At 65.6% G+C, this 22,340-nt stretch carries 21 protein-coding genes; 2 read left to right on the forward strand and 19 right to left on the reverse strand.

The window, feature by feature from the left end; genetic code table 11:
- Positions 1 to 432 precede the first annotated feature (432 nt).
- From LL962_RS05055 to LL962_RS05130, 16 genes are all read right to left on the reverse strand, one after another.
- Positions 433 to 2,475 carry a DNA topoisomerase III gene (locus tag LL962_RS05055; protein WP_228316138.1) on the reverse strand — a complete coding sequence of 681 codons (2,043 nt, stop codon included), beginning with the start codon at positions 2,473 to 2,475 and terminating at the stop codon, positions 433 to 435.
- 161 nt (positions 2,476 to 2,636) lie between these two features.
- Complete coding sequence (locus tag LL962_RS05060; RefSeq protein WP_228316139.1) at positions 2,637 to 3,023, reverse strand: single-stranded DNA-binding protein; 387 nt, start codon at positions 3,021 to 3,023, stop codon at positions 2,637 to 2,639.
- Between the two features lie 132 nt (positions 3,024 to 3,155).
- A complete protein-coding gene (locus LL962_RS05065; protein ID WP_228316140.1) occupies positions 3,156 to 3,695 on the reverse strand; it encodes a DUF3158 family protein in 540 nt (179 codons plus the stop codon).
- Positions 3,692 to 4,537: a PFL_4669 family integrating conjugative element protein gene (locus LL962_RS05070; RefSeq protein WP_228316219.1), complete on the reverse strand. Its 846-nt coding sequence runs from the start codon at positions 4,535 to 4,537 to the stop codon at positions 3,692 to 3,694. The genes LL962_RS05065 and LL962_RS05070 overlap by 4 nt, the downstream gene beginning before the upstream one ends.
- A 355-nt stretch (positions 4,538 to 4,892) precedes the next feature.
- Complete coding sequence (locus tag LL962_RS05075; RefSeq protein WP_228316141.1) at positions 4,893 to 6,149, reverse strand: STY4528 family pathogenicity island replication protein; 1,257 nt, start codon at positions 6,147 to 6,149, stop codon at positions 4,893 to 4,895.
- 4 nt (positions 6,150 to 6,153) lie between these two features.
- A complete protein-coding gene (locus LL962_RS05080) occupies positions 6,154 to 6,714 on the reverse strand; it encodes a DUF2857 domain-containing protein (protein ID WP_228316142.1) in 561 nt (186 codons plus the stop codon).
- A 13-nt stretch (positions 6,715 to 6,727) separates the two neighbouring features.
- Positions 6,728 to 8,389 (reverse strand): ParB family protein, encoded by a 1,662-nt coding sequence (locus LL962_RS05085; protein ID WP_228316220.1) that lies wholly within the window; start codon positions 8,387 to 8,389, stop codon positions 6,728 to 6,730.
- 222 nt (positions 8,390 to 8,611) lie between these two features.
- The gene (locus LL962_RS05090) at positions 8,612 to 9,463 is read right to left on the reverse strand and encodes a ParA family protein (protein WP_228316143.1); all 852 of its coding nucleotides are present in this window, start codon (positions 9,461 to 9,463) and stop codon (positions 8,612 to 8,614) included.
- A gap of 46 nt (positions 9,464 to 9,509) precedes the next feature.
- Positions 9,510 to 9,722: an AlpA family transcriptional regulator gene (locus LL962_RS05095; RefSeq protein ID WP_092741013.1), complete on the reverse strand. Its 213-nt coding sequence runs from the start codon at positions 9,720 to 9,722 to the stop codon at positions 9,510 to 9,512.
- Positions 9,723 to 9,780: 58 nt separating this feature from the next.
- Positions 9,781 to 10,641 carry a hypothetical protein gene (locus LL962_RS05100; RefSeq protein WP_228316144.1) on the reverse strand — a complete coding sequence of 287 codons (861 nt, stop codon included), beginning with the start codon at positions 10,639 to 10,641 and terminating at the stop codon, positions 9,781 to 9,783.
- Positions 10,642 to 11,006: 365 nt separating this feature from the next.
- Positions 11,007 to 11,408: a DUF2628 domain-containing protein gene (locus LL962_RS05105; RefSeq protein ID WP_228316145.1), complete on the reverse strand. Its 402-nt coding sequence runs from the start codon at positions 11,406 to 11,408 to the stop codon at positions 11,007 to 11,009.
- Positions 11,409 to 11,472: 64 nt separating this feature from the next.
- On the reverse strand, positions 11,473 to 13,134 hold the full coding sequence (locus LL962_RS05110) for a tetratricopeptide repeat protein (RefSeq protein WP_228316146.1): 1,662 nt from the start codon (positions 13,132 to 13,134) through the stop codon (positions 11,473 to 11,475).
- A 245-nt stretch (positions 13,135 to 13,379) separates the two neighbouring features.
- Positions 13,380 to 13,787 carry a hypothetical protein gene (locus LL962_RS05115; protein ID WP_228316147.1) on the reverse strand — a complete coding sequence of 136 codons (408 nt, stop codon included), beginning with the start codon at positions 13,785 to 13,787 and terminating at the stop codon, positions 13,380 to 13,382.
- A gap of 123 nt (positions 13,788 to 13,910) precedes the next feature.
- A complete protein-coding gene (locus LL962_RS05120; protein ID WP_228316148.1) occupies positions 13,911 to 16,973 on the reverse strand; it encodes a TonB-dependent receptor in 3,063 nt (1,020 codons plus the stop codon).
- Between the two features lie 105 nt (positions 16,974 to 17,078).
- Entirely contained in the window at positions 17,079 to 18,128 is a 1,050-nt protein-coding gene (locus LL962_RS05125) for a FecR family protein (protein WP_228316149.1), read from the reverse strand.
- A complete protein-coding gene (locus LL962_RS05130; protein WP_228316150.1) occupies positions 18,109 to 18,684 on the reverse strand; it encodes an RNA polymerase sigma factor in 576 nt (191 codons plus the stop codon). Before LL962_RS05130 ends, LL962_RS05125 begins: the two co-directional genes overlap by 20 nt.
- A gap of 205 nt (positions 18,685 to 18,889) precedes the next feature.
- Here LL962_RS05130 and LL962_RS05135 point away from each other — a divergent pair, with 205 nt between their 5' ends.
- A complete protein-coding gene (locus LL962_RS05135) occupies positions 18,890 to 19,552 on the forward strand; it encodes a LuxR C-terminal-related transcriptional regulator (RefSeq protein WP_228316151.1) in 663 nt (220 codons plus the stop codon).
- Positions 19,553 to 19,698: 146 nt separating this feature from the next.
- Here the strand turns inward: LL962_RS05135 and LL962_RS05140 are convergent, their stop codons facing one another.
- From LL962_RS05140 to LL962_RS05150, 3 genes are all read right to left on the reverse strand, one after another.
- Positions 19,699 to 20,283, reverse strand: coding sequence for a hypothetical protein (locus LL962_RS05140; RefSeq protein WP_228316152.1), 585 nt, complete (start codon positions 20,281 to 20,283; stop codon positions 19,699 to 19,701).
- Positions 20,284 to 20,390: 107 nt separating this feature from the next.
- Positions 20,391 to 20,819 carry a hypothetical protein gene (locus LL962_RS05145; protein WP_228316153.1) on the reverse strand — a complete coding sequence of 143 codons (429 nt, stop codon included), beginning with the start codon at positions 20,817 to 20,819 and terminating at the stop codon, positions 20,391 to 20,393.
- Positions 20,820 to 21,010: 191 nt separating this feature from the next.
- A complete protein-coding gene (locus LL962_RS05150) occupies positions 21,011 to 21,361 on the reverse strand; it encodes a hypothetical protein (RefSeq protein ID WP_228316154.1) in 351 nt (116 codons plus the stop codon).
- A 375-nt stretch (positions 21,362 to 21,736) separates the two neighbouring features.
- Between LL962_RS05150 and LL962_RS05155 the strand changes: the two genes are divergently transcribed.
- Entirely contained in the window at positions 21,737 to 22,192 is a 456-nt protein-coding gene (locus tag LL962_RS05155; protein WP_228316155.1) for a hypothetical protein, read from the forward strand.
- The last annotated feature ends 148 nt before the right edge of the window (positions 22,193 to 22,340 follow it).

Consider the following 22,340-nt stretch of genomic DNA (forward strand, 5'->3'; position numbering starts at 1 on the left):
CTCGCGAGGAAGCGACCACCCGTTGAGCTGGCGCAGCACGCGGTCGTCGGTGGAACCGTCCGCTGTCGCAGCCTCTACCCGGCCCGTGTCGTGGCTGGGGCCGACAATCCCTGGCACGCATCCGCGCACAAAGGGCACCTGTTGTTTCGCCGGTAGGCGCCGGCATCGACTGCCGTCGACCCAGCGGGTCTCCGGGCGGCTCGCATTGCAAGGCGCCGGGGGACCCGCCGGAACAACGGGAACACGCGATGAGGTCGTCCCGCTGGCGCGGGCTGGGCAGGAAGGCGCCTTCACGCCGGCCGGTGCGCGAACGCCGGTGCCGACGGGCACACGTTGCAGAAGGCTTAAAGCGTGCTGGGTGCCTCGCGGGGCGCGAGGACAACGCATCGGCGCGGAGGGCGATGCGATCGGGTGGAAGGGCCTGTCGGGAGGCTAGTGGGAGCGCCGGCGCGGGGTGCGTTCTGTGCCGGCTTTGCCGCTGCTGGCGCGGCGGGTCTTGGCAGGGCTGATGGGGAGCGTGCCCTTGCAGTCGGGATAGCGCGAGCAAGACCAGAAAGCGCCGGTCTTGCCGCTGCGCTGGCGCGTGGCCGCGCCACACAGCGGGCAGTGGGGACCCTGGGGAATGCGGATGTCCAGCGTTGTGCCGCGGTATTGCTGCACCAACTGCGCGACCCAGGCGGACTGCTTTTCGACGAACGTGTCCAGGCCCATCTGGCCTGCTTCAATCATGTCCAGCGCCTGCTCCCAGATCGCGGTCGTGCCCGGGTCGGCGATCGCCGCCGGCACCGCATCGATGAGCGTCATGGCGGTGTCGGAGGCGCGGACCGCGCGTCCTTTCTTGAGCAGGTAACCGCGGCCGAGCAGGCCGCTGATGATGTTGGCGCGCGTCGCTTCGGTGCCGATGCCGGTCGTTTCCTTGAGCTTTTGCTTCAGTCGCGAGTCCGTGACCAGCTTGGCGACGGTCTTCATCGCCTTGACCAGTTCGCCTTGCGTGTAGGGCCTGGGGGGCAGGGTCTTGAGCGATTTCAGATCGAGGGCCTCGACCCGGCACGCCGAGCCTTCGCGCAGCACCGGCAAGACCTGCTCGCGCGGCCCCGCGCCATCCGTCTCGGCGTCGGCATCCTCCGGCAGGGAGGGCGGTGCCGCGAAAGCGAGATGCCAGCCCGGCACGACGATCTGTTTGCCAATCGCCTGCAGTGCCTGGTCGCCGCTGGTGAACTGCGCAGTGGTGCGATCGAATGTGTGGTGGGGAAGGAACTGGGCGAGATAGTGCGCGCGGATCAGCCGGTAGACGGCGAGCTCCTTCTCATCCATGGCGGACAGGTCGGCCGGGTCCAACGTGGGAATGATGCCGGGATGCGCCGTGATCTTGGCGTCGTTCCATGCGCGCGAGCGCTGGGTGGGGTCGAGCTGGGCGATGAGCGGGCGCAGGCTGGGATCGGTCTTGACCAGGCTGTCGAGAACCAGGGGCACCTCGGCGAGCATGCTGTCGGGCAGGTAGCCCGAGTCGGTGCGCGGGTACGTCGTGGCCTTGTGCGTTTCGTAGAGCGCTTGCGCGATGTCGAGGGTTTCCTGCACGTCCAGTCCGAGGCGCCGGGAGCAAACTTCCTGCAGCGTGCTCAAATCGAATGGCAGCGGCGGTCCCTCCTGCACGCGCTCGGTGTCGATGCCGACCACCTGGGCCGCTCCCGTGGCGCGGATGCGGTCGGCCGCATGCCGCGCCACTGCGGGCTGCAGGCACCGGCCTGCGTCGTCGGTGCACCCCGCCGGCGGCGTCCAGCGCGTCATGAACGTCTTTCCGCTCGCGGAGAGCGAGACCTCGATGGACCAGAACGGCACGGGCACGAATGCGGCAATCGCCCGATCGCGGTCGACCACCAGCTTGAGCGTGGGGGTCTGCACGCGCCCGACGGACAGCACGCCGTCGTAGCCGGCCTGCCGGCCGAGCAGGGTGAACAGGCGACTGAGGTTCATGCCGATCAACCAATCGGCACGGGAGCGCGCGAGCGCGCAGTGGTAGAGCGGCAGCGTCTCGTGCGAGGCCTTCAGCGCACCCAGCGCCTTGCGGATCGATGCATCGTTGAGCGCCGACAGCCACAGCCGCTGGATCGGGCCGCGGTAGCCGCAGTAGTCGATCAGCTCGCGGGCGATCATCTCGCCCTCGCGGTCCGCATCGGTGGCGATCACCAGTTCGGTGGCCTGTGCCAACAGTTGCCGGACGACTTTGAATTGCACGGCGGTCTGGGTCTTGACGACCCACTGCCAGTGCTGGGGAAGGATGGGCAGCGTCTCCAGCGCCCAGCGCCGGTACTGCTCGCCGTAGACCTCCGGGGGCGCCGCCTCGATCAGGTGGCCGATGCCCCAGGTGACCTTGATGCCCGGGCCGCCGTAGCAGCCCGCCTCGCGCTGGTGTGCGCCCAGGGCCTTGGCGATGTCCTTGCCTTGGGACGGCTTCTCGCACAGAACCACGCGCATGGTGCCTCCCGAAGGTACGTGACGGTCATCGAATGGCCATCAGCATTCCGGGCTTGCGTGCGCACCACAGCCAACAACGCGCGCGCCGCGGTCACCGCGTTGCGCCGCCTTCGAGGCAGCGCATTCGCAGGTGTCGACCGCGGTGTGGCGTTGCGCATGGCTCAATCGCCGGCGGTGCCCGGCTTCGGGCTGAGTGCCACGGACTCCAGGCGGTAGGGCAGGATGCCGACGCTGCGCGCGTTGATCCGGTACGTGGTCCGCGGCTGGTTGTCGCTGTCGGTCCAGTCGTCGCGCTCCTGGCGGCCGCGGACCATCACGCGCATGCCTTTGGCGAAGAGCGTGGCCCAGTGCTCGGCATCGCGGTGCCACCACTCCACCGGCGCCCAGTACCCGCCGCGATCATCGAACGAGCCGTCCTTGTTGGGAACGGGATTGTCGAAATACACGTTCAGGCGCAGGACGCGGCGCGGCTCGTCGTTGCCGTTGGGATACTCGTCGAACTCCGGGGGCGAGCCGATGTTGCCTTCGCCGCTGAAATACGTGCTCATGGGATCAGTCTCCAGGTGGGTTGAAAGGACTGCATGGCAGGCGCCGATACAGGTGTCGCGAATCGATCCAGCGTCCGGTCTGGCGCAGGTTCCCGCCGCGGCGGTGTGTCCTCGTGCAGGCCGCCGCTGCGTTCATGGCGCAGGATCTGCGGTGTGGAGAGGCAGGCCCTTGCGGCGCAGATGGCAGGCGTGGGCTTGCTCCAGTTTGGCGGCGCAATCGAGGGCCTGGCGCCCCAGCGTGTGCAGCAGGCTCACCTGCATGTTGAGCACCACGCGCTCCACCTCCATCGCGTAGAGGTCGTCAACCAGGCTGTCCGGCGTTGCCGGGTTCTCCATCAGGTCGTGCCACAGCGCCACGCCCATCGCCGAGCGATCGTGGCTGCGCCAGCGCAGAAACCGCGTGCCTGCGCCAGTGGTCTGCTGGGCCATCTGGACCGGCAGCAGCAGGAAGGGGTACCGGCTTGCCTGCGCCAGCACGCGCTGCTGCGCCAAGGTGGCGAGATCGTCCCGCAGCGCGTGGCATTCGCTGGCCCAGTGCGCCAAAGGTCCCTTACCTTTAAAAGGCTGTAAAAGGCCTTTTAGAGAGGCGGCCTGTCGCAGATTGCGGAAGTCCGCCTGTTCCAGCGGCACGAAGCGGCGGCCCGGTGTGCTGGTGGGTGATGCGTGGTTCATGCCGGTGTGCCCCCGACATCCTCGCCGTCCGGTACGGCCGATGGGCTGCCTTCGGCGGCGTCTGGCATGGCGAGAGCATCGCCCTCCCTGGCGAACGCGCCGTCGCCGCCGCCGTCGCCATCACTGCTGCCGCTCCTGCGCGCGGTCGCCGCCAGTGCCGAGCGCCGCACGATCGGTGGCGCGTAGCGCGAGCGGCGCGTGCCTTCGAGCACTTCGTGCGGCAACTCGCCGAACTTCTCCAGCGCCGCGCGGGCAGCGGCGTTCTTGGCGGCGAAGTCGTCGCGCGTGCAGCCGGAATAGCGGTATTGCTGTGCCAAGGAGAACAGGCTGCGCAGGGCATGGGCGCCCTCGTTGAGCCAACGCTCCAGGGTCGAGCGGTCGATGAGCGCCGTGTGGTGCGCCAGGATCAGCTTGCGCGCCAGTTCGTCGTAGTCGGCCAGCAGGTACACCGCCATGAAGCCGAGTTGCGCGTTGACGAACAGGGGCAGCCGGATGGGCTGCACGTTGAGGTTGTCGCCCAGCGACAGGGCGGGCGGTACGTCGGCGAGGGCGGCGTCCACCTGTTCGCGCAGTTGCCGCAGGGCGGTGTCCGTCTGCGCGAGCTTCTCCTCGATGCGCAGCATCCACCAGTCCGAGTACGGATCGTCCTGCTCCGCGCCGCGCTTCATCTTGTTCATGACGGCGATGTAGCCGTTGAGGCCGACGATGCCGGGCCGTCCCTCGGCGGCGGCGCGGCCATGCCAGATGCGGGACGCATGGTGGGTGTGCAGCGTCAGCGACATTGCGCTGCGCAGCGATCCGAGATTGAGCTGCAGTGCGGGGGCAGTGGGAGTTTCGGCCATGGGACAACTCGCTGGGGGATGTACGAGCCGCCAGCGTCGTCGCAGGCAGGGAAGGCTGTCCGTGAACAAAACGCAGCCCATGACTGCCTGTTTGGTGTGGGCTGGCGCCGATCGCTGGCGCGTGCGAATGCGCGGGATTCGCCCTGGTGCGTTCGTCGGTGCGGGGTGCCAGGGAAGGCCGCGTGTTCCGCCTATACCCTGGGTCTAGTGCCATGGACCGCCAGGTATGTCTGCTGGCCTCGGAGGGGGCGTGCGCGATGCCCCGTGGGGCCTCCCGATCGCCCTGTGCCGGGGGAAGGCCGCGTGTTCCGTTGATACCCTGGGTCTGGTGCTGCCAAGCGCCATGGCGTTCCGCTCAGGGGCCGCGCAGAATGGCCCGCAGCCGGTCCAGATGGGCCTGCACCACCTCGCGGCTCGCAGGCCTGGGAGCAGCAGGGGGCGGTGGTGCCGCTGGTGGGGGTGGTGGTGGCGCGGTCGCAGGCGCGCCGCCGTCGGTGCCGCCCCTGGCACCGGCCCAGGCGTTGAATTCGCCGCGAAGGGCTTTCTGGATGATGCCGAACAGGTAGCCCGCCGGGTTGCGCACCGCACTGTCCCGGCAGCGCGCCGCCCACTCGTCGACCACCGCCTGGCGCTGTGCCGCCGGCACTTGCTCCAACGCGACCAAAGCACCGGCTTGCTGCTCGTCCTTCAAGCGGAGAAACAACGCGGGCAGGCGCAGGTCAGTGCGCGCCTGCACCCGCGGTACCGTACGTATTTCTGATAGAGAACTACTACGTACGGTACGGTCCTGCTTCGGATTCCGAAGGGGGGCCTGCGACGCGGTTTGGCGACCGGCTTCGGAATCCGAAGCCGGGGCATCGGCCATCCGAAGGCGGCCGTCGACACCGCCTTCGGATTCGTGGGAGGGCGCCTCCTGTGGACAAGTTTCTGTGCCGTGCAAGGCGTCCATCCCGCCACACGCCAGCCGATCGGCAAGCACTTGCAGCCGCGTGGGCAGCACGCGTCCGTTGAGCAACGGGTCCTCGGCGATTTCCTGCAGCGTGTGCAGGCCGACCTGCTGCACGGCCTTGCTGGCGTGCGTCAGGGCCTGGCTGACGAGGCCAAGGTAGCCGGCGTCCAGTTGCATCGCCTCGAACGGCGTGAGCGGTTCGTCATGAAGCACGTACAGGTTGCCCAGGATGCGCCCGGTGCGCGGGTCGCGTCGGCGGCGCACCAGGCTCAGCCAGCGCGTGAGCCGCAGCAGCGTGAGCGCGCGCGCGACGGTTTCGGTCGAGGCCTTGGGTCCGCAGGGCATGGCCGACAGGTAAGGGCGCAGCTGCTCGTAGGTGGGCAATGCGGTGAGTCCATCGCCTTGCAACTGCAACCGGAACACCTGCCACGCATTGCGCTCCAGCGGCGTGAGCCGTCGGTCCAGGAAGAGCGCGCGGGGGACGCTCTCCTGGCGGTTGCCGCTGTAGAGGAATCCGTCCTGAAACGCGGGTGCGGACGGCGCGGCGGGAGGGGGTGGCAGGGCTGCATCAGGTGCACCGGCCTGGACCTGCCGCCAGGCGTCATCGAGCACGGCCGAGAGCGAGCGCGGACCGGCCGGCCGGGGCGTCCCCGACGTCGCCATGGCCCTACACCAGTCCTTGCGCGATCCAGCCCTGTATCGCGGCCCACACGACCGACAGCGGGAGGGCCATGTCCTGGGCCAGGTCCATCGCCAGATCGAGCATCGCCATGTCGTCTTCGAGCGCGACGCCACGCTCGCGTGCAGCGGTGCGCCAGCGGGCCCACAGGTCGGCATCCTGCGCCTCGCTCAGCACGGGGTGGCGTCCCTTGCGTTTGGGCAGCCCGAGGATCTCGCGGCGCAGTGCCACTTCCTGGTGCGACAGGCCGTAGAAGGTGCTGACCATCTCCGTGCTCGCGCCCAGGCGCAGCATGCGGTCCACCGTGGAGATCTCGCGCTCCACGTCCTGCACCTGGCCGAGCAATCGCCGTACGACTTCGCGGTTGACCGTGACCGAACACCACGACACCGACGCGTTGAGCAGCACACTCACCAGGTCGGGCCGCTTGAGCGCGGCCAGCTCGGCATCGCCGAAGCCCATGGAGCGGGCGCGGCGCAACTGGCCGTTGCGCAGGTCGTGCAATGCCTGGGCGATCACGGCCTGGTTGAGCGGGTGGGGTACGGTCATGGCAGCAGGCCGGTCAGGTGGGCGTGGCGTCGGCGCCGGCCTCTGCTTCGGCCAGCCGGCGTGCCAGCCGCAGCAAGCGAAACAGCTTCACCAGGCCGCTGTCGCTGAGCCGCGGCGTGGTGCCGTGGTGGCGCAGCAGGGGCGTCAGTGCCTCGGCCAGCGTGCAAGGCGCGGCAGGGGCTGCTGGTCCTGTGTAACCCACCTCCAGCGCATGCAGCAGCGCGAGCATGGCGTGGGCCAGGGGCGCCACCGCAGCGGGGTCTTCGTCGCATGCGAACCCCAGTGCGTACTCGGTGGCGGCGATGCGGTCGGCCGCACCGCCTTCGGCAGCGATCTCGCGCGCGAACTGTGCGATGTGCACGCGCAGGCGATCGGGGGTGTCCAGTCCGGGGTCGATGTGCCAGACGTCCGAGATCGGGTACAGGCCGCCGGCCTGCACGGGAATCGCCTGCACGACGTTGTCGGCGAAGGAGGGCGATGCTTCGCCGTGGTGGTCGGCCACCAGCTTTTGCAGGGATTGCAGGCGCTCGGTGCTCGCGGCAGGGGAGACGACGTGCTCCTGCACGCGCGCCCCCATCGGATCCGGCGTGTCGCGGGGCGAGGCGGGGGCGGCATGCTCCGCATCCCGTGCGCCGGCGGCGCGCGGGGTGGGATCGGACGGCGCGCGGGGCGCTGCAGGGGGCGTTTCACCGCGTGTCTCGGTGCGTGGGGTAGCCGCTGCCTGCGGTGCAGGCGCTGGGCCGCCGTCCGGGCTCTGTAATGGGGGCGGCACACTCAGCAGGGCCCGCTGGCGGCTTTCCACACCGGCGATGTCCAGGGCCAGCGTGTCGTAGTCCGCCTCCAGCCACTGCGCCATCTGCCCGATCAACTCGTCCTGCACGCGCTCGTAGGAAAACCCATCGGGCATTGCATCGAATCCCGAAAGCACCTCCTGGAACAGGTCCGCGAAGTCCATCGTCGGCGCCTGCGCCGCCGTACGCTGCGCCCAGGCGTGCTCGCCGGCCTTGCGCAGCAGTGACAGCCGCTCGACCTGGTGGCGCCCCAGGCCGGCGTAGAGGACCGAGGGAATCGCGGGCAGCAGGTATTGCACGGCATCGCGCATGCGGCTGATGTGGGGCTGCGGCACGGGATAGCCGTCGGCCGCCAGGCGCCGTGCCAGTTCCGCCTGCGTCATCGGCTTGCCGCCATTCTCCTGTTCGTAGAGTTCGCGGGCCTTTTCCACGCCGAGCGCCCGCTCGATGAAGGTCAGGCTCCCATGCAGCTCGTTCTCGGCCAGGTGGCCGGTGAGGGCGATGATTTCGCCCCGGGCGGGCCAGGGCCGGAACAGGCAGGGGATGCGGAAGAACCGTTCGTCCTTGGTCTCGGCCCACAGCTCGCGCAGGATCGCCAGCCGCGTATTGCCACCGTTGCGGATGGTGTAGTGGGCCTCGCCGGGCCGGCGCGTGATCGCGGGCGCCGCATCGAGTCCGCGCTCGCGGATGGATGCCTTGATCTCGGGGTAGAGCGGATTGACCGTGACGCGCGGGTTCAGGTCGTACGGGCGCAACTGGTCCAGCGTCACCACCATCGGCGTGTCGGCGATGGGGTCGGTCAGCTCCGAAGTGGCCGGTCCCGTGCGATGAAATGCCTGTGCCAGCAAATGGTCGGCAAGGCCTGAGTCCTGGCGGGTGGCCATCACGGCCCCGTCTTGCGCGCGTGCGCGGCGCGACACCGGCAGCTTGCGGTGCCTTGCCGCACTCGCGGCAGTGTGCCGAAGCTGGAGGGCGCGCCCAGATGGATGCAAGGCATGCCGCGCTTGCACAGGCATCGCGATGCGTCCGAGCGAATCACGAGCTCCCAGCCCTCGGCTTGGGCGAAAGCAATCAAGCGGCGCAAGGCGTGCCGCATGGAGCGCAGATCAGGCAGGGAGGACATAAGGAAATTTCCCGGAGACCCGTAGGAAGCGCTCGCGCCACTGCGGAAACAACTCGCTGGCCAGTGCGCACTGGCTTTCCAGGGCAGCCGGTGCGGCGCGACCGTTCGGGCGCCGGTACTCCATGCGGTGGACAGGAAGGCCGCGCAATGCCGCCCGTGGATAGGCCTCGATCGCCGGGATCGGCGTTTCCAGGATCTGGATGCCGGAGCGTTGCTGGAAGACTTCGCGCAACGCTTGCTGGATCTGACGCGCATTCGCAGAGACCGGGTGTATGCGATTGATGAGCAGGCGTAGGGGCGGCGGCTCGATGCCCAGACGCTGGTATGGAGCGAGCTCCTGCATCAGTTGCAGGGTGCCGCGCTGCAGTTCGCGCGCCGCCAGGATCTCAGGGGTGACCGGGGAGAGGGACAGGTCTGATGCCAGCACCGCCATCTCCAGCAGCACGCTGCGTGCGCCCTGCGTGTCGATCAGCAGCAGGTCGTATTGCTCCTGGAACGCGGGCAGCAGGTTGCGCAGTCGAAGCCGCCCGTCTGCGGCATGCAGCAGCAAGGTGTTCAACTGGCCTTGGCCATCGTTGGACACGATGATGTCCAACCGCTCGATCGACGAGCGTGAGGCCAGCTGCCCGAGGTTGCGCTCGTTCCAGGCCAGCAGCTCGTAAATGCCGCCCGGCGCGCGATGGGTGAGCGTGAAGTAGCTCGACAGCGTGGGTTGGATATCCAGGTCGAGCAGCAGCACTCGCAGGCCGGCATCGGCGGCGAAGCCACCCAGATTCGCGGCGGTCGTGGTCTTGCCGACACCACCTTTGGTCGAGATGATCGACACCACCTTCATGCCCGGGACCTCCGTTCGGCATGCAAAAGCGCGGGGGCAAGGCGCGTCATGCGCGCTCCCGGTCGGCGAGCCATTGGTCGATCTCCGCTTCGTACCAACCGACCGCGCGCACGCCCAGGCGCACCCGCTGAGGAAACTTCTTGGCCTTCATCAGGCCGTAGATGTGCGCCCGTTTGATTCCGGTCCGGGCTTCGACCTGTGACCGGCGCAGGATGCGGCGGTTGGAGGGCGTGTCGGGGGATGGGTTTTGCAAAGACATGGTGGCCATTCCTGACGCTCGCTGGCGTTGTTCGGACAGGTGACCAGTGGAATCCGATTCAGTCCCTTTGGACACCGCAAATGCGGTTTTCCCGACCGCACATACGGTCTTGCGCTGGTGGTGGCTGACGTGTGTTGATCTGGCGCTTGGCGCGCGCGAATTTGCCTTGCAGCGTGCGTTCGGTCAGTCCCATCAACCCGCCGTTGTGGGCCAGCAGAGCGCTGATCACGGCCTCCTGGGTGCGGAAGTTGGAGTACGGTTTTCCCGAGGGGGACTTGCCCAGCAACAAGTCCATGAGCGCGCCAATGATGTTCAGGTAGGTCGTTTCCGCGCGATCACTGAGCGGTGACGCTGGTGACTGGGGCGCTGGGGCCGCAGCTTGCCGCGACAGTAGCGCCTCATAGCGCGCTTGCAGGGACCGGGTCTGCTGTTGGCACTGGCGCAAAAGTGCATGCGTTGCGGCCTGTTCCGCCAGCATCGCCTGGCCGGCTTCCACGGTGATGATCGGATGGGCGGCACGCTCCGCTGCGGAGAAGAGAAAGCGCGGCCGTTGTCCGGGATAGCAGCGCTGCATCCATTGGCGAAGATCAGTGTGCCGCACGGTCAGGCCTTCCAGATCGAAGTGCAAGGGCACCCCGGTTGTGGGCGTCGCACGGCGGGCGGTCAGGCCGTTGTATCCATACGCCAGTTCCTCGTTGAGGATGCCGTCGTAGATGCGTTCGGCATTCAAACTCAGCGTGGGCCAGCGGGGGAAATCATGGAGGGTGGGAGTCTGTCGATGCCCAAGGACATCCAGGATCATGGCTTCGTGGCGGTGCAGGCCACTCCATCGGATGGCCGCTTCGATCGGGCGGTAATACACTTTGCATAATGGGCTTGATCGGGCTTCGTTTCTCGAGAGCATCTGTCGCAACTCCATTGCGAACTCCTGCTTCCCCCTGTCGCGCGTGATCTGTCCTTCAGCTTTCCATGGCAAGGTGGTCCCTGGCGGATGCGCGCTCGAGTGCTGGATCAGGACCTGTGCCCGTTCCATCCATCCGCATTGTTGGTAGGAGTCCGAACTACGGGAAAAACGCTGTATTGCAGCGCGGGTGGTACCGGGAACGCGTGTTGTTCTTGCCGGCACGCGATGCCTCCCGCATCGCACGTGCTGTTTTGTTCCGCCAGATAGAATCTATGTTGGTCATCGCCGGGTAAATCCCCCCGCAGTAGGTGTCATGTAACGCGCTGTGTGGCTTCTTGATCGCCGCTATCAGCGACGATCGAGTGGGGCCGCGCATGTGCTTACCAACGCACGCCCTCCAGGGGATTCCAGCTGGTACTGCCCTTGATCTTATGAAGGTAGTAGCCGTAGTTGGCGGTCATGCCCACCAATAGGGCATATGCAAAGCTGAAGGCACGCAGCACGTATTCCGGCAGGAAAGCGCAGATGAAGCCCACCACGAACGACACGCCGATCAGGACCAGCGCCTTGCGCCACATGCCCAGAACGAAGTAGTAGATGAATCCGAAGAAGAACGCATAGAAATTCATGTTGAGCTTGATCTTCTGGCCCAACGACAACGTGCTGGACCGCATCGCTGCTTTGAAGGTGGAGGATTTCGGCTCGCCGTAGCGGTCATAGAAATCGAATCGAAACTGCCATTTGGGGCTGTATTGCGAATAGTCCTGGGCCATATCGTTCATCGGTGCGTGTCCTGCGGATGGAATGGGTTGGGTGGTGTCGTGCAAGGCGGTGCCGGCCCGCGTGCTAGCGCATCAGCCTTGCAAGCCACCCTTTCTTGGGCTGTGCCAGTTGTTGGGCCAGCACGTAGTTCTCGCGCACATCCGGCCTGTCGTCATGGGCGAGCGATGCCTCATAGGCGCAGACTGCGGCAGGAAAGTCGCCCGCATCGAAATGGCTGTTGGCCAGCATCATGTGCAGCTGCGCCACCGACTGCGAGTCGTCGCGTGTGATCGCATCGGTGATCCGTTCCGAGGCGCGTCGGCCTGCTGCCAGCGTGGCCTGCACATCCTTCAGCACGTAGTGGCAGTTGGCCTGGTAGTAGCAGGTGTAGAAGTCCAGATGGCCACTGTGCTCGATGGCGTTGTAGTCCTGCAGCGCCTGCAGCGGGTCGTTCAAGTGATACAGCAGCAGGTAGCCGCGCGCACCGAGTGCATTGCGAAACACCCGGGCATTCTGGGCCGCGGCGGCATCGTGCACCAAGCTGCCGTAGGAAGCGAGCGCCTGTGCATAGGCCTGCCGGTTCACCAGCAGACTGCAATGTGCCAAGCGCAGTTCAAGATCCTGCGGACTGTCCTGCAATGCCTTCTCGATCAATTCCTCGTCCATCGCCGATGGGGACGTGTCGCCGAGTTGCGATGCAGCCGGTGCCCGATGCACCGACAGCTTGGCGTAAATGGCCAGGCACTCTTGCTGCATGTCCTTCGGCAACGACTGGTAGGTCTCATCGGCTGCGTCGATGATCTGCAACACGTCCTCGCTCTGGCCGATGCGGTTGAGGTAGCTGCAGGCCGTCTGCGCACAATCGAAGAACAGGGCTGGTTCCAGGTCGTAGTGCTGCAGCAGCGTCAGCGAACTGTCGGCCGCTTCCTTGGCCATGCCGAGGTGGCGATAGGTCTCGCGCAGGTTCTGGCGCAGATACTGAAACTCGCTGTGCTCCAGGCCCTGTTGAATCAGTTTCAAGGCGTCTTCGTGCCTGCCCTGGGCGTTATACAGCTGACCCAGGTTGTTGCAGCACATCGCGAACGTATGGCCGTCGGCATTGAAGGAATTGCCTTCGTGGTGGACGAGGCAGAGGGCATACAGGGCACTGCAGCGCTCGTACAGCGCGACTTGAATGGCTGCGATGTACGCTGCATCGGCCGCGTCATCGATGTCGGCCAGCCATTTGCCCAAGGTCACGCCAGCGCGGTAGTAATTGCTCGCCTCGTCGTCGCGCAGGTCCAGTGGCAGCTCCCGAAAGCTGCGGCCGTCGGGACGCCGTGCCATCTCGAACAGGCGCACCTGCAGGTCGACCTGCGGCTGCAATGCATTCGATTGCCGATAGGCCGCAATGGCGCGCGGGTGGTCGCCCATCCAGTAGCACGCACTGCCCGCCAGGCGATGCGCCAACGCATTGCCTGGTGCGAGATCGATCGCTTTCTGTGCCCACTCCCATGTGCTGTGCAGGGCAGTTGCCCGGTTGGCGATGAACTGGTCGCTGCAATCGAGATAGATCGAGCATTGCATCAGCCAGGGCCACTCGGCGCCCTCGCCGCGCTCGGCGGCGGCGCGGCACTGCTGAAAGACCGCCGCAATCGTCTCGTCTTCCAGGTGGCTGAACACCGTGCTGCCAGACCACAGCCGGCACAGGTGCGCGTAATCGCCGCGGGCAAGCGCTTCCTGGCCGGCTTGGATCAGTGCGTCCATCGGGCAGTCCTCTGCTGGAAGGCCGGCGGTTGGACACGTGTAAAAGAGAGGAGACGGTGCTCGGCGCGAATTTCACTGTTCATGCGATGGTCTGTAAGAAGTCTTGAACGTGTTTCGTCAATCGACAGGTCCCCATGCCACGGCATCGGCCGTGCATCGAGATCGGCATGGGGTGTGAGCAGCGGGTAGGCGCATCACATGAGGACCGGTACCCGCTGCGTGGGCGCCGGTCTGCGGTGCCTGACTCAGGCGCGGCCGAGGCTGACGTCATGGCGGCCGTTGGCGAAAAACGCATTGGCCGCCGGGCGCAGCAGGAAGAACACAACCACCGCAAACAGGATCGCCCCGGGAATCAGCGCCAGCTTCATGGGCGATGTCGCGAATCCGATCACCAACCCGATGACGCCCCAGCCGATGTAGAGCGTTCGTCCCCAGGCCTTGCCCTTGAGAAAGGCGAGGGCGCAGACCAGCTGCACGGCCATGCCCAAATAGCCGATCGCATACTGAAGCCACAGGGGCAGAACGCCCTGGCGCATGATGCTTTCTGCTGCGGGGTTTCCGTGGGCCATCACGAAAGAGGCGACCGACAGCACGCAAGAGACGATCAACAGCCAGGCAATCACGGTGAGGGAGGTGGGACGGGGTGCTTTCATTTCCTTTCCTTGGGGTGGTGTGAACGAACGCCCATTGGGGCGGGTGCGGGAGGCGTTGCATCGGGTTGCACTCGGCCGGTGCGGAGCGATCGTCCCGGGCAACGTCACTGCTCGGGTAGCGGCCTAGTAGAGCGGCGTGCCACCGAACTTCTGGGTGTACTGGAGAGTCAGTCGCCGTCCGGTCGTGTCGAACCAGGACGTGTCGTAATACGGGTAGACCGTCGCGCTGCGGTCCACTGGCGGCATCGCATCGAAGAGGTTCGTCGCGGCGAGCGACACTTGCGCGCGCGCGTTGAAGCGGTACTGCAGCGTGCCGTTGAAGCGGTAGGTCGCAGCAATCCAGGGGCTGGCTCCGCTGCCTGCTTGATAAATCTCCAGGGACGAGTCTTCACTTGGGAGGCGCCCCAGGCGCTGGCCCTGTAGGCTGGCGGCCCACGCATTGCGGGACCAGAGCAGGGTGGCGTTGGCTTTCGTGCGTGGTGCGTCGTAGCCACTGTTGACCGCGAATGCGTCCTCTATGGCGCCACCGCCTTGGAGCTGGATCCGGTGCTGGTGCACCCAGGTGTAGCTGCCGATGAAATCGAACGCTCCTGCACGCGTCTGGATCCGGTAACGCAGGCTGGCATCCACGCCGCTGGTGGTTTCCCGCGCTACATTGATCGGCGCTACCGAGACCGCATAGAGAGCGCCCTCTGCAGTCCGCTCCACGCGCTCGACCGCCTGGCGGCATGCGCTGGAGGCCGGGTCCCGTTGTCCGAGCCTGCAGTCGGCCTCATCGCGCAAGACGCGGTCTACGCGAAGGTCCTGCACCTGGTCGCGCATGTCGATCGAGAAATAGTCCATCGACAGGTCCAGGCCCTGTTGAGGGGACCACACCACGCCTGCGGTCCAGGCCGTGCTCGTTTCCGCCTTGAGATCCCGGTTGCCGCGGCGGCGACGCACCAGCGACTCGTCGTTGAAGCGGCACGCGGCGGTGCTGGCCTGGGCATCCTGGGTGGCACAGCGGTAGTAGTCCACGCTTGTGGCTTCGTCGTTGCCTTCGCCTGCATAGAGGTAATGCAGGTCGGGGGCACGAAAGCCTGGTCCATAGGACCCCCGCAACAGCAGGCTGTCGCGGGGACGCCATTCCAGTCCTGCGTTCCAGGTGAAGCGACCGGGATGCCGTCCCGTGTAGCGGTACTGGTCGTAGCGGCCGGCCAAGCTGACGTTCAAGTGCTCGGTCGCCGGCAGGCGCAACTCGCTGGCCAGCGCCCAGCGATCACGGCTTCCGCTGCCATCGGCATCGCGCCAGCTGTAGTAGTAATACTGCGTCGCCAGGGGATCGGGGTGCAGGTCGTAGGACTGCCCGCCGACTTCGGCCGTCACCGACAGTGCGGCATTTCCGCCTGGCAAGGCTCCCAGCTGGGTATTCGTCAGCGTGGCCGAGAGGGTGTCCGTGCGCGAGCGCGGCGTGTACTGCGTGCGCGCCGCAATGGCCTCGTATTCGTCGCGGCGCAACGGGGCATACAGGCGAGCGGGATCGGCATCGAACACCGCGGTAGTCGAGCCGGGATCCGTGCCGGTCGGTTGCCCGAGGAACAGCCCGTTCGCACGTGCAGCCACGATGCGTGGCCAACTGATGCGTGCCCGGTACTGCGAATGGCTCAGGGTCGTTTCGTAGGACCACGCTTGGCCAAGCTGCCCCTTGATGCCGGTGGCGATGCTCAAGGTCTTTTGCCGCGTATCGATCATGTTGCGCGCCAGCCCTCCCATTTCCTCGGGAGTGAACTGGCGGCTCCAGTACTCGACCTGGCCCGTCGCACGGTTGTAGAAGTCGCCTTGCTCGTTGCCGTCGGCGTCCATGTAGGCCCAGCTGGGCACATCGCGCAGCAGCGAGACTGCGTGCGAGCCGAACTGAAGGTCGGCGAACCAGTGCGATGACGCGTCCAGCGCGTAGCGCAGCGACGCATGCGCATTGAATCCCTGGCGCCGGTTCAGCACGGTGCCGTAGCCGATGGACGCGGGGCTGCCGCAGTAATAGCCTGGGCCACGCTGGCCGGTCGCAGGATCGACGGCAGCTTGCCCGGGGCGCGCACTGTAGCCGGTGCTGTTGCCGTTGAGTTCCTCCAGCGGCACGCAGGCCGATTCGCCCGGATCCAGGTAGGCACCGGAGGCATCGGTGCGCAAGAAGGTGCGGCGCGGCGCAGCCGCGCGCTCGGTCGGTGCGTCGCGGGTGGAATCCTGGCGGCTGCGCTGGTAGGCCCAAAGCGGTTGTCGGGAGGTGAGCTGTAAGCCAAAAATGCCGTCGAAGGCAGCGTGCGAATAACCACTGGAAATTGCCAGTTCCAACGACTGCGCATCGCCGCGGTCCGTCTGGCCCACGTGCGCATCCACCGTGGTGCCGTCGGCGCGCTGCTTGAGGATGAAGTTGATGACGCCGGCGATGGCATCGGAGCCGTAGACGGCCGATCCACTGCCGGTCAGGACCTCGATGCGTTCGATCAGGCCCAACGGCAGGCCGGAGACATCGGCGAAGTTGCTGCGCCCCATGAAAGGCATCGGGAAGTCGGCGATGCGTTGCCCGTTGACCAACACCAGCGTGTGATTCGGTCCCAGGCCCCGCAGATCCACCTGCTGCGATCCCGGACTGTAGTCGGCGTTGCCGAGTGACTGCTCGCTCTGTGTCTGGCCGATGTTCTGGGTCATGGCGCGCAGCACCTGCGGCACGGTACTGAAGCCGCCGGCCTGGATCTGCTCGGCGGTGATGACCGCAAGCGGTGCCGGTCCTTCGACCTGTGAGCGGGCAATGCGCGAGCCGGTGACCTTGATCGCCTGCAGCGCGATCGGCCCCGGTGTGCGAGGGCGTGCTGCCTGCGGCCCTGGCGTCGCAGCGGGTGTGCTCGCCGGTGCCGGTTGCAGCAATACCGCGCCGGAAGCATCGCGGTGCGCCATGAGGCCAGTGCCGCGGAGCAACTGTTCCAGCGCTTGGTCAGCGCCCGCTGCGCCATGGGCGCCGGGGCTTGAGACACCTTCAACCTGCTGCGGCTGGTACAGCACCTGCGTCCCGGCACGGCGCGACAGGGTGTCCAGCGCCACGCTCAGCGGGCCGGCGGGGATGTCGATCGTGGTGGGTATGGCGATTGCCTGCAGCGCGGGCACTGCACAGCAGATCAAGCCGAGCCATTGCGAGCACGCACGAAGCGACATCCGGTCCTTCTTTCCCATTCACGGCGCACCGTTGCGCCCGCTAATAAAGACGAACGAATGCGCTGTATCCCCACCGACAGACGCGTGGCACCACGCAGGCGGCGCTCAGCGGGCGTGAAGGATGACCTGTTCGGCGCGCGATTCGGCGCGTATCGGATAGCTGCGCTCGAGCAGCCGCGCGAACCCGTCGGTGTTGCGCCAACTGAAGCGCCCGCCGATGCGCAGCTCTCCCAACTGGGGATCTGCCAGGACCAATGGACGTGTGCTGAAGCGATTGAACTCGGCCACCGCCTCGCGCAGCGGCGCATTGACGAAGCTGAGATAGCCCGATCGCCAGTCCACTTGCTGCTCTGCTTCGGCGATGGTGCTGGCGCGAACGAGCACGCCATGGGGACCGGCCACGGCGATCCCGCCCGCGGCGATGAGTACCGGCGATTGCGGTTTGCCATCCTTTGGATCGGTCTCCAGGCGTACCGTTCCCTCGGTGACGATCACCCGCAGTTCGTCGGCATCGCGGCGCACGGAAAACTGCGTGCCGACGGCCACGACGCGGCGTGTGCCGACCTGCACGACGAATGGGCGGCTCCTGTCCTTGGCGACCTCGAAGAAGGCTTCGCCTCGCTGCAGCGCAATCTGCCGTTCACGGCCCCCGAGATCGACGCTGATCCGCGTATCGCTGCCAAGCGTGGACCGTGAGCCATCGGCCAGGGTCAACGACCGCAGTGTGCCGGGCATGCTCTGGTAGGCGAGCCCCGCTCGTGGCGGCGCAGGTGGGGCGCGGTCCAGGAACAGGGCGCCGGCAATGGCCATGCCACCGACCAACGCGACAGCGAGCGGTGCCTTCCAGCGGCGCCTGGGCCGAGCGGGGCGGGACCATGGCTCTGTGCGCGCGAGCGTGCCATCGGCGGCACCGGCGACTGCATTCCCGGCAAAACGGCCGCGCGGCGGCGGGCCGCCCTTCGGGAGGCCGGCGGCGATCGCCTTCAGGCGCCCAGCTTCCCGCCAGGCTGCATCCAGGCGCAGGAACGCAACGCGATGCGCAGTGGACTGTGCCAGCCAGGCGTCGAGTTGCATCTGGTCGGTCGCATCCCACGGGCTGCTCTCGCGCCGCGCCAGCCATTGCGCGGCGACCTGTTCAATCTGCCTGCTGTCCATCGCGCGTTGAATTGAGTGCCTTGACGGGCGTCGGAAGCGGGGGTGTCGTGGAGCCGTGGAAATAGTCCGCCAGCAGGCGCACGCCCTTGGCCATGTGTTTTTCGACGGTCTTCTCGCTGATACCCAACTGCACGGCGACCTCCCTTTGCGACAGTTCCTGCACACGGCGCAGCCACACCACTTCGCGGCAGCGATCTGGCAACCGGTCGAAGGCGTGGACAAGGCGTGCGAGCAACTGGCGCCCACCCATCCAGCGCTCCGGGGTGCACTCATCTACTAAGACGAGCAGGGAGTCTGGATCACCCACTGCCTCGATCGATACCACCCTGCTGCGGCGGATGCGATCGGTGACGAGGTGATTGGCGGTGCTGAAGAGGAAAGCCCGCGGCATGTCGGGAAGTTTGCGGCTCGCCGACTCGTACACGCGGGCATAGATCTCCTGGCGAAGATCGTGGACGTCATCAGGGTTGGGCCAGCAACGCCTCAGGTAAGCGGTCAAGGCCGTTTCGTGGATGAGGATGTGCTGGACGAACCATTCGTCGACGGCGCTAGACATCCGTCCAGATTAGCCCAAATCAGTGCTGTTCGCACCAGCGCTCCCGTCTCGATCGGGAGGTAGGGAAATCCGCCTCTCGCTCGACTACGTTAAGTGAAGCGCTGCGAATTGAAGTCCGGCCCAGCGGCTCTTGGTGCAACAACCGCAGTGATGCAATCGCAAGAGCAGGAGCAGGAGCAGGAGCAGGCGCAAGCAGGGCAGCAGCATGGCTATCGCGGTCTATGTCATTGGAAGGCATACGTTGGTGCGCGAAAGCATCGAGATGCTCCTTTCCCACGAGCCTGGAATCGATGTGCGCAGTGGTGCTGGCTCGGGCAAGGAGGCACTGCAAAAGATTCGCATGGCATGCCCGGACGTGGTGCTATGCGATATGACGTTGCCGGACGCCCGCGCCATCGATGTCATCCCGCATCTGATTGGGAATGACGGTATGCCGCGCGTCGTCGTCCTGTCAGAGATGGATGATGGACCCTGGCCTGCGCGTGTGATGCGTGCGGGAGCATCGGGTTGCATCAGCCTGAGTAGTGAAGTGCGCGAACTGATAAAAGCCGTGCGTAAGGCCGCTGCCGGTCACTCCTATCTCGGAAGCGCTATCGCGCAGAACCTGGCTTTCGATTCACGCCCATCCAGTGGTGATCCATTCGACATGCTATCCCCTCGCGAGCTGGCGGTGGCATCTTTGCTCATCCAGGGCCAGCGGCCAAAAGAGGTCGCTCGGCGTTTAGGCGTGAACTCCAAGACGGTGGGAACCTACAAGGCGAGATTGCAAAAGAAACTAGGGGTCTCCCACACCGTCGCGCTGTTGCAGCTAGCCAAACGCTATGACCGATTGAGCTCACTCGACCTGGCTTGGCTACAACCACGATGAAAGGTGCAATCTCGCAATCGTGCTTGTTCATGCTGATCGCGCGAATGGAACGCCATGCATGCGTGCATGAATCGCCTGTCTTGAGTCCAGTTGTCGGACTGAGCATTCGAATCATTGCAGCGCGTTCAAGTCATGCAGATCGGGAACTATGGCGTTGTCGTGGGTGGCTTGAACGCCGCAATCCTCACTTGGACGCCCACGCGCCGACACTGAGAGTGCTCACGATCAACCCAGGAACGGCTCACCAGAAAGGTGCTGGTGCCGACATCCTCGTCGGTCGGAACCACATCGGTGGTGAGATCCACGGCGTCTGTGCTGGAGGCCAGTAACCGCCCCTCGGTCAACGGATCCATTGCGCTATCACGTTCGTAGCGCTCTCCCGATCTAACGAGGTTGACAAGGTAGATCGCCTTGCCTTCATGCCAGATCATGGACAACACACTCATGCCCGGATCGGCCGTCTCCGGCCGGTCCAGTCGCCGCTGTACGAAACAGAACGTGTTCGCGCGAGCGTAGCGTTTCGTTTCAGTCAAGAACGCACGCAGCGTAGCGCGGCTCGGCATGCGCTGTGCGTCGGGCCGGGAGAACGACGGGTCGGTCGCGGGATAGGGGACGGTTTGCGGGGCAGATGCTGCCTGCGCAGGAGATAGCGCTGCGATCGCAGGAGATGCAGCAGCCAAGGCGAGTGCCAGCCCAAGGCTGGGAGAACTGAAGCCTGCAATGGTGGTCATGGTCCTGCGGTTCGTCGATGGCTGCGGTGGGGGAAGGCTTGCCAAAAGGTGCCAGCAGGCCGGCATTCCCGTTGGGGGATATCGAATGTCGACACGGGCATGCTGCCTCAAAGCCCGTCAGGCTCGAATGCGTGTGCGGGCAGCCTCTGCGCGCACCAGGGACAGAAATTCGCAAACGCGTAGTGCTCATTGATCAGCCAGCACGGGTCGAGACGGAACAGCTCGAACGAGAATCGAATCTCGGCCGCAGGATCTGTCACTGCCTCGAACATGTGGAGACAGCAATATCTTGCTTGCCGTTCCCGGTGTCGGATGCGTTCCGGGGACTGCGCATCCAGCCAACTGCTGAGCCAACTCTGGCATGCCGGGCAGCCCTCCACATGGACTGCCGCCTCATAGGCCTGTCTGTTGGGGAAATTTTCCTCTTCCACCAAAATCGCACCTTCGAAGGTCAGTTTCAGGGCTGGATCTGTCTCGATCTGGCGGTGCATCGTCGACACGATGTGCCTGGCGGCAGTGCAGATATTGGGGTTCATTGGCCGTGTGCAGTCAGGCTCGTGGTGGAAAGGGGAAAACCTCGTGCAGCGCTGAGGTCGAGGTGCCACAGGTTTCGACGATGTAGTCGGGAGACAGCCAATTGCCGGACCAAAAGCGCGATCACAGTAGCTCGGCATCACAAGCCTTGGTACAGCGTCGCATATGACATCGGTGGCCATATGGCGATTGCTCAATCGCGCTTTCGCGCGCGGGCTGATGGCGCGATTGTCCTACGCCGTCGCAGGCCCATGCGCAGCCCGAACACCAGCGCGGTAACGAACACCCCCGCACCCAGGTACGCCTGAAGGTAGTAGATCCAGCCTCGCTCTGCAGACAGGTAGGGGCCGATGTCGGGCGAGTGCATTTCCAACAGCAGTCCAGTCAGCCAAAACGCAGGCAGAACGGTGGCCAAGGCCCCCACCCAAGGCCGCCAGGCGATGAGCGCGCCACACACACCCGACGCGGCAAGCGCGATGATCCAGACATCCGTCGGGGAGGGCATCTTGTCGCTGACTTCGGCGACAGCCAGGGCCGGCGTCAACGAAAGAGCCAGCCCAGCCAGTCGATGAAATGAAGTCGAGTGAACAATGCGTAGCATTTGTGCAGGCCTGGCTCTCGTTTGCGCCTTTCCAGCGGACCGATCAGGATCGGGCCGCCCACGCTAGCCGCAGGAACTGGACCAGGCAAGCGGTCAGGGACGCTGGCGCACTGGCCGAAGTAGCCAGCGCTGCAAAGCGCGACACCCCGAAGCGGTTGCTTGAATCCTGCGGGTGGGGAAATCGACCGCTTGTTCGTCTTGATACAGGCAGGGCGGTTGAGTTCGTGAAGCCAGCACGTGGTGTGTGATCCAGCTGCTGAGCCTTGAGTCCTGAACCTCTCCGTACGTTCCCTGACCTATCCACCAAGGAAGATGTTGATGAAACTTCGCTACCGCCTGCGCCAGTTGACTGCCACGGCCGTGCTCTTTCCCGTCCTGTTTGCCGGTGCTGTTGCGACGGTCCATGCAGACGCGCCTCGCGCGGAAATCGCCACGCAGGTGAAGACCTATGCGTCCACCGATGGCGTCAAGGCCTGGACCTTGCGTTACGGCCCGCGCGAGAAGAACCAGGCACTGATCCAGGTCACCGATTCCGACAGCACGATCGACAAGAAGATTTTGCTCGCAACGACCAGCACCACGGCCAAGGACACGCGTTACACGGTCCAGCTCAACGGACGCCCCTACGTGCTGCTGATCCTCAATGGGAGCGCGGGCGAGCTGTATGTCCCCGGCTCGCAGAAGTCCACCTGGGTGCGCTATGACGAAGATCTGTCCGCGCAGAGCAACCCGGAGCACTACCTGACGGACTACGAGCAGCAAGGCAAGCCGTAACCGCCCGGGCTGCGTCCTTGCCTTGCAAGGCGAGGTGAGAAGGATCCTGCTGCTTGCGTGCCGCAGGATTCTGCCGCAGCCAATCGGTCTTCCCACTGCCATACCGTTTTACCAAGGCAGCCAATCCGAGAGTCCGCTCGCGCATGCA

The organism is Xanthomonas sp. NCPPB 1067, from assembly GCF_020783795.1.
GTDB classification, from domain to species: Bacteria; Pseudomonadota; Gammaproteobacteria; order Xanthomonadales; family Xanthomonadaceae; genus Xanthomonas; species Xanthomonas melonis.

Coding starts and splice junctions, on each gene's coding strand:
- LL962_RS05080 (WP_228316142.1), bottom strand. CDS start 6,714: ATGACCGTACCCCACCCGCTCAACCAGGCCGTGATCGCCCAGGCATTG.
- LL962_RS05110 (WP_228316146.1), bottom strand. CDS start 13,134: ATGGACGCACTGATCCAAGCCGGCCAGGAAGCGCTTGCCCGCGGCGAT.
- LL962_RS05065 (WP_228316140.1), bottom strand. CDS start 3,695: ATGAACCACGCATCACCCACCAGCACACCGGGCCGCCGCTTCGTGCCG.
- LL962_RS05115 (WP_228316147.1), bottom strand. CDS start 13,787: ATGAAAGCACCCCGTCCCACCTCCCTCACCGTGATTGCCTGGCTGTTG.
- LL962_RS05085 (WP_228316220.1), bottom strand. CDS start 8,389: ATGGCCACCCGCCAGGACTCAGGCCTTGCCGACCATTTGCTGGCACAG.
- LL962_RS05075 (WP_228316141.1), bottom strand. CDS start 6,149: ATGGCGACGTCGGGGACGCCCCGGCCGGCCGGTCCGCGCTCGCTCTCG.
- LL962_RS05060 (WP_228316139.1), bottom strand. CDS start 3,023: ATGAGCACGTATTTCAGCGGCGAAGGCAACATCGGCTCGCCCCCGGAG.
- LL962_RS05120 (WP_228316148.1), bottom strand. CDS start 16,973: ATGTCGCTTCGTGCGTGCTCGCAATGGCTCGGCTTGATCTGCTGTGCA.
- LL962_RS05055 (WP_228316138.1), bottom strand. CDS start 2,475: ATGCGCGTGGTTCTGTGCGAGAAGCCGTCCCAAGGCAAGGACATCGCC.
- LL962_RS05105 (WP_228316145.1), bottom strand. CDS start 11,408: ATGAACGATATGGCCCAGGACTATTCGCAATACAGCCCCAAATGGCAG.
- LL962_RS05090 (WP_228316143.1), bottom strand. CDS start 9,463: ATGAAGGTGGTGTCGATCATCTCGACCAAAGGTGGTGTCGGCAAGACC.
- LL962_RS05155 (WP_228316155.1), top strand. CDS start 21,737: ATGAAACTTCGCTACCGCCTGCGCCAGTTGACTGCCACGGCCGTGCTC.
- LL962_RS05140 (WP_228316152.1), bottom strand. CDS start 20,283: ATGACCACCATTGCAGGCTTCAGTTCTCCCAGCCTTGGGCTGGCACTC.
- LL962_RS05100 (WP_228316144.1), bottom strand. CDS start 10,641: ATGGAGTTGCGACAGATGCTCTCGAGAAACGAAGCCCGATCAAGCCCA.
- LL962_RS05130 (WP_228316150.1), bottom strand. CDS start 18,684: ATGTCTAGCGCCGTCGACGAATGGTTCGTCCAGCACATCCTCATCCAC.
- LL962_RS05070 (WP_228316219.1), bottom strand. CDS start 4,537: ATGGCCGAAACTCCCACTGCCCCCGCACTGCAGCTCAATCTCGGATCG.
- LL962_RS05145 (WP_228316153.1), bottom strand. CDS start 20,819: ATGAACCCCAATATCTGCACTGCCGCCAGGCACATCGTGTCGACGATG.
- LL962_RS05125 (WP_228316149.1), bottom strand. CDS start 18,128: ATGGACAGCAGGCAGATTGAACAGGTCGCCGCGCAATGGCTGGCGCGG.
- LL962_RS05095 (WP_092741013.1), bottom strand. CDS start 9,722: ATGTCTTTGCAAAACCCATCCCCCGACACGCCCTCCAACCGCCGCATC.
- LL962_RS05135 (WP_228316151.1), top strand. CDS start 18,890: ATGGCTATCGCGGTCTATGTCATTGGAAGGCATACGTTGGTGCGCGAA.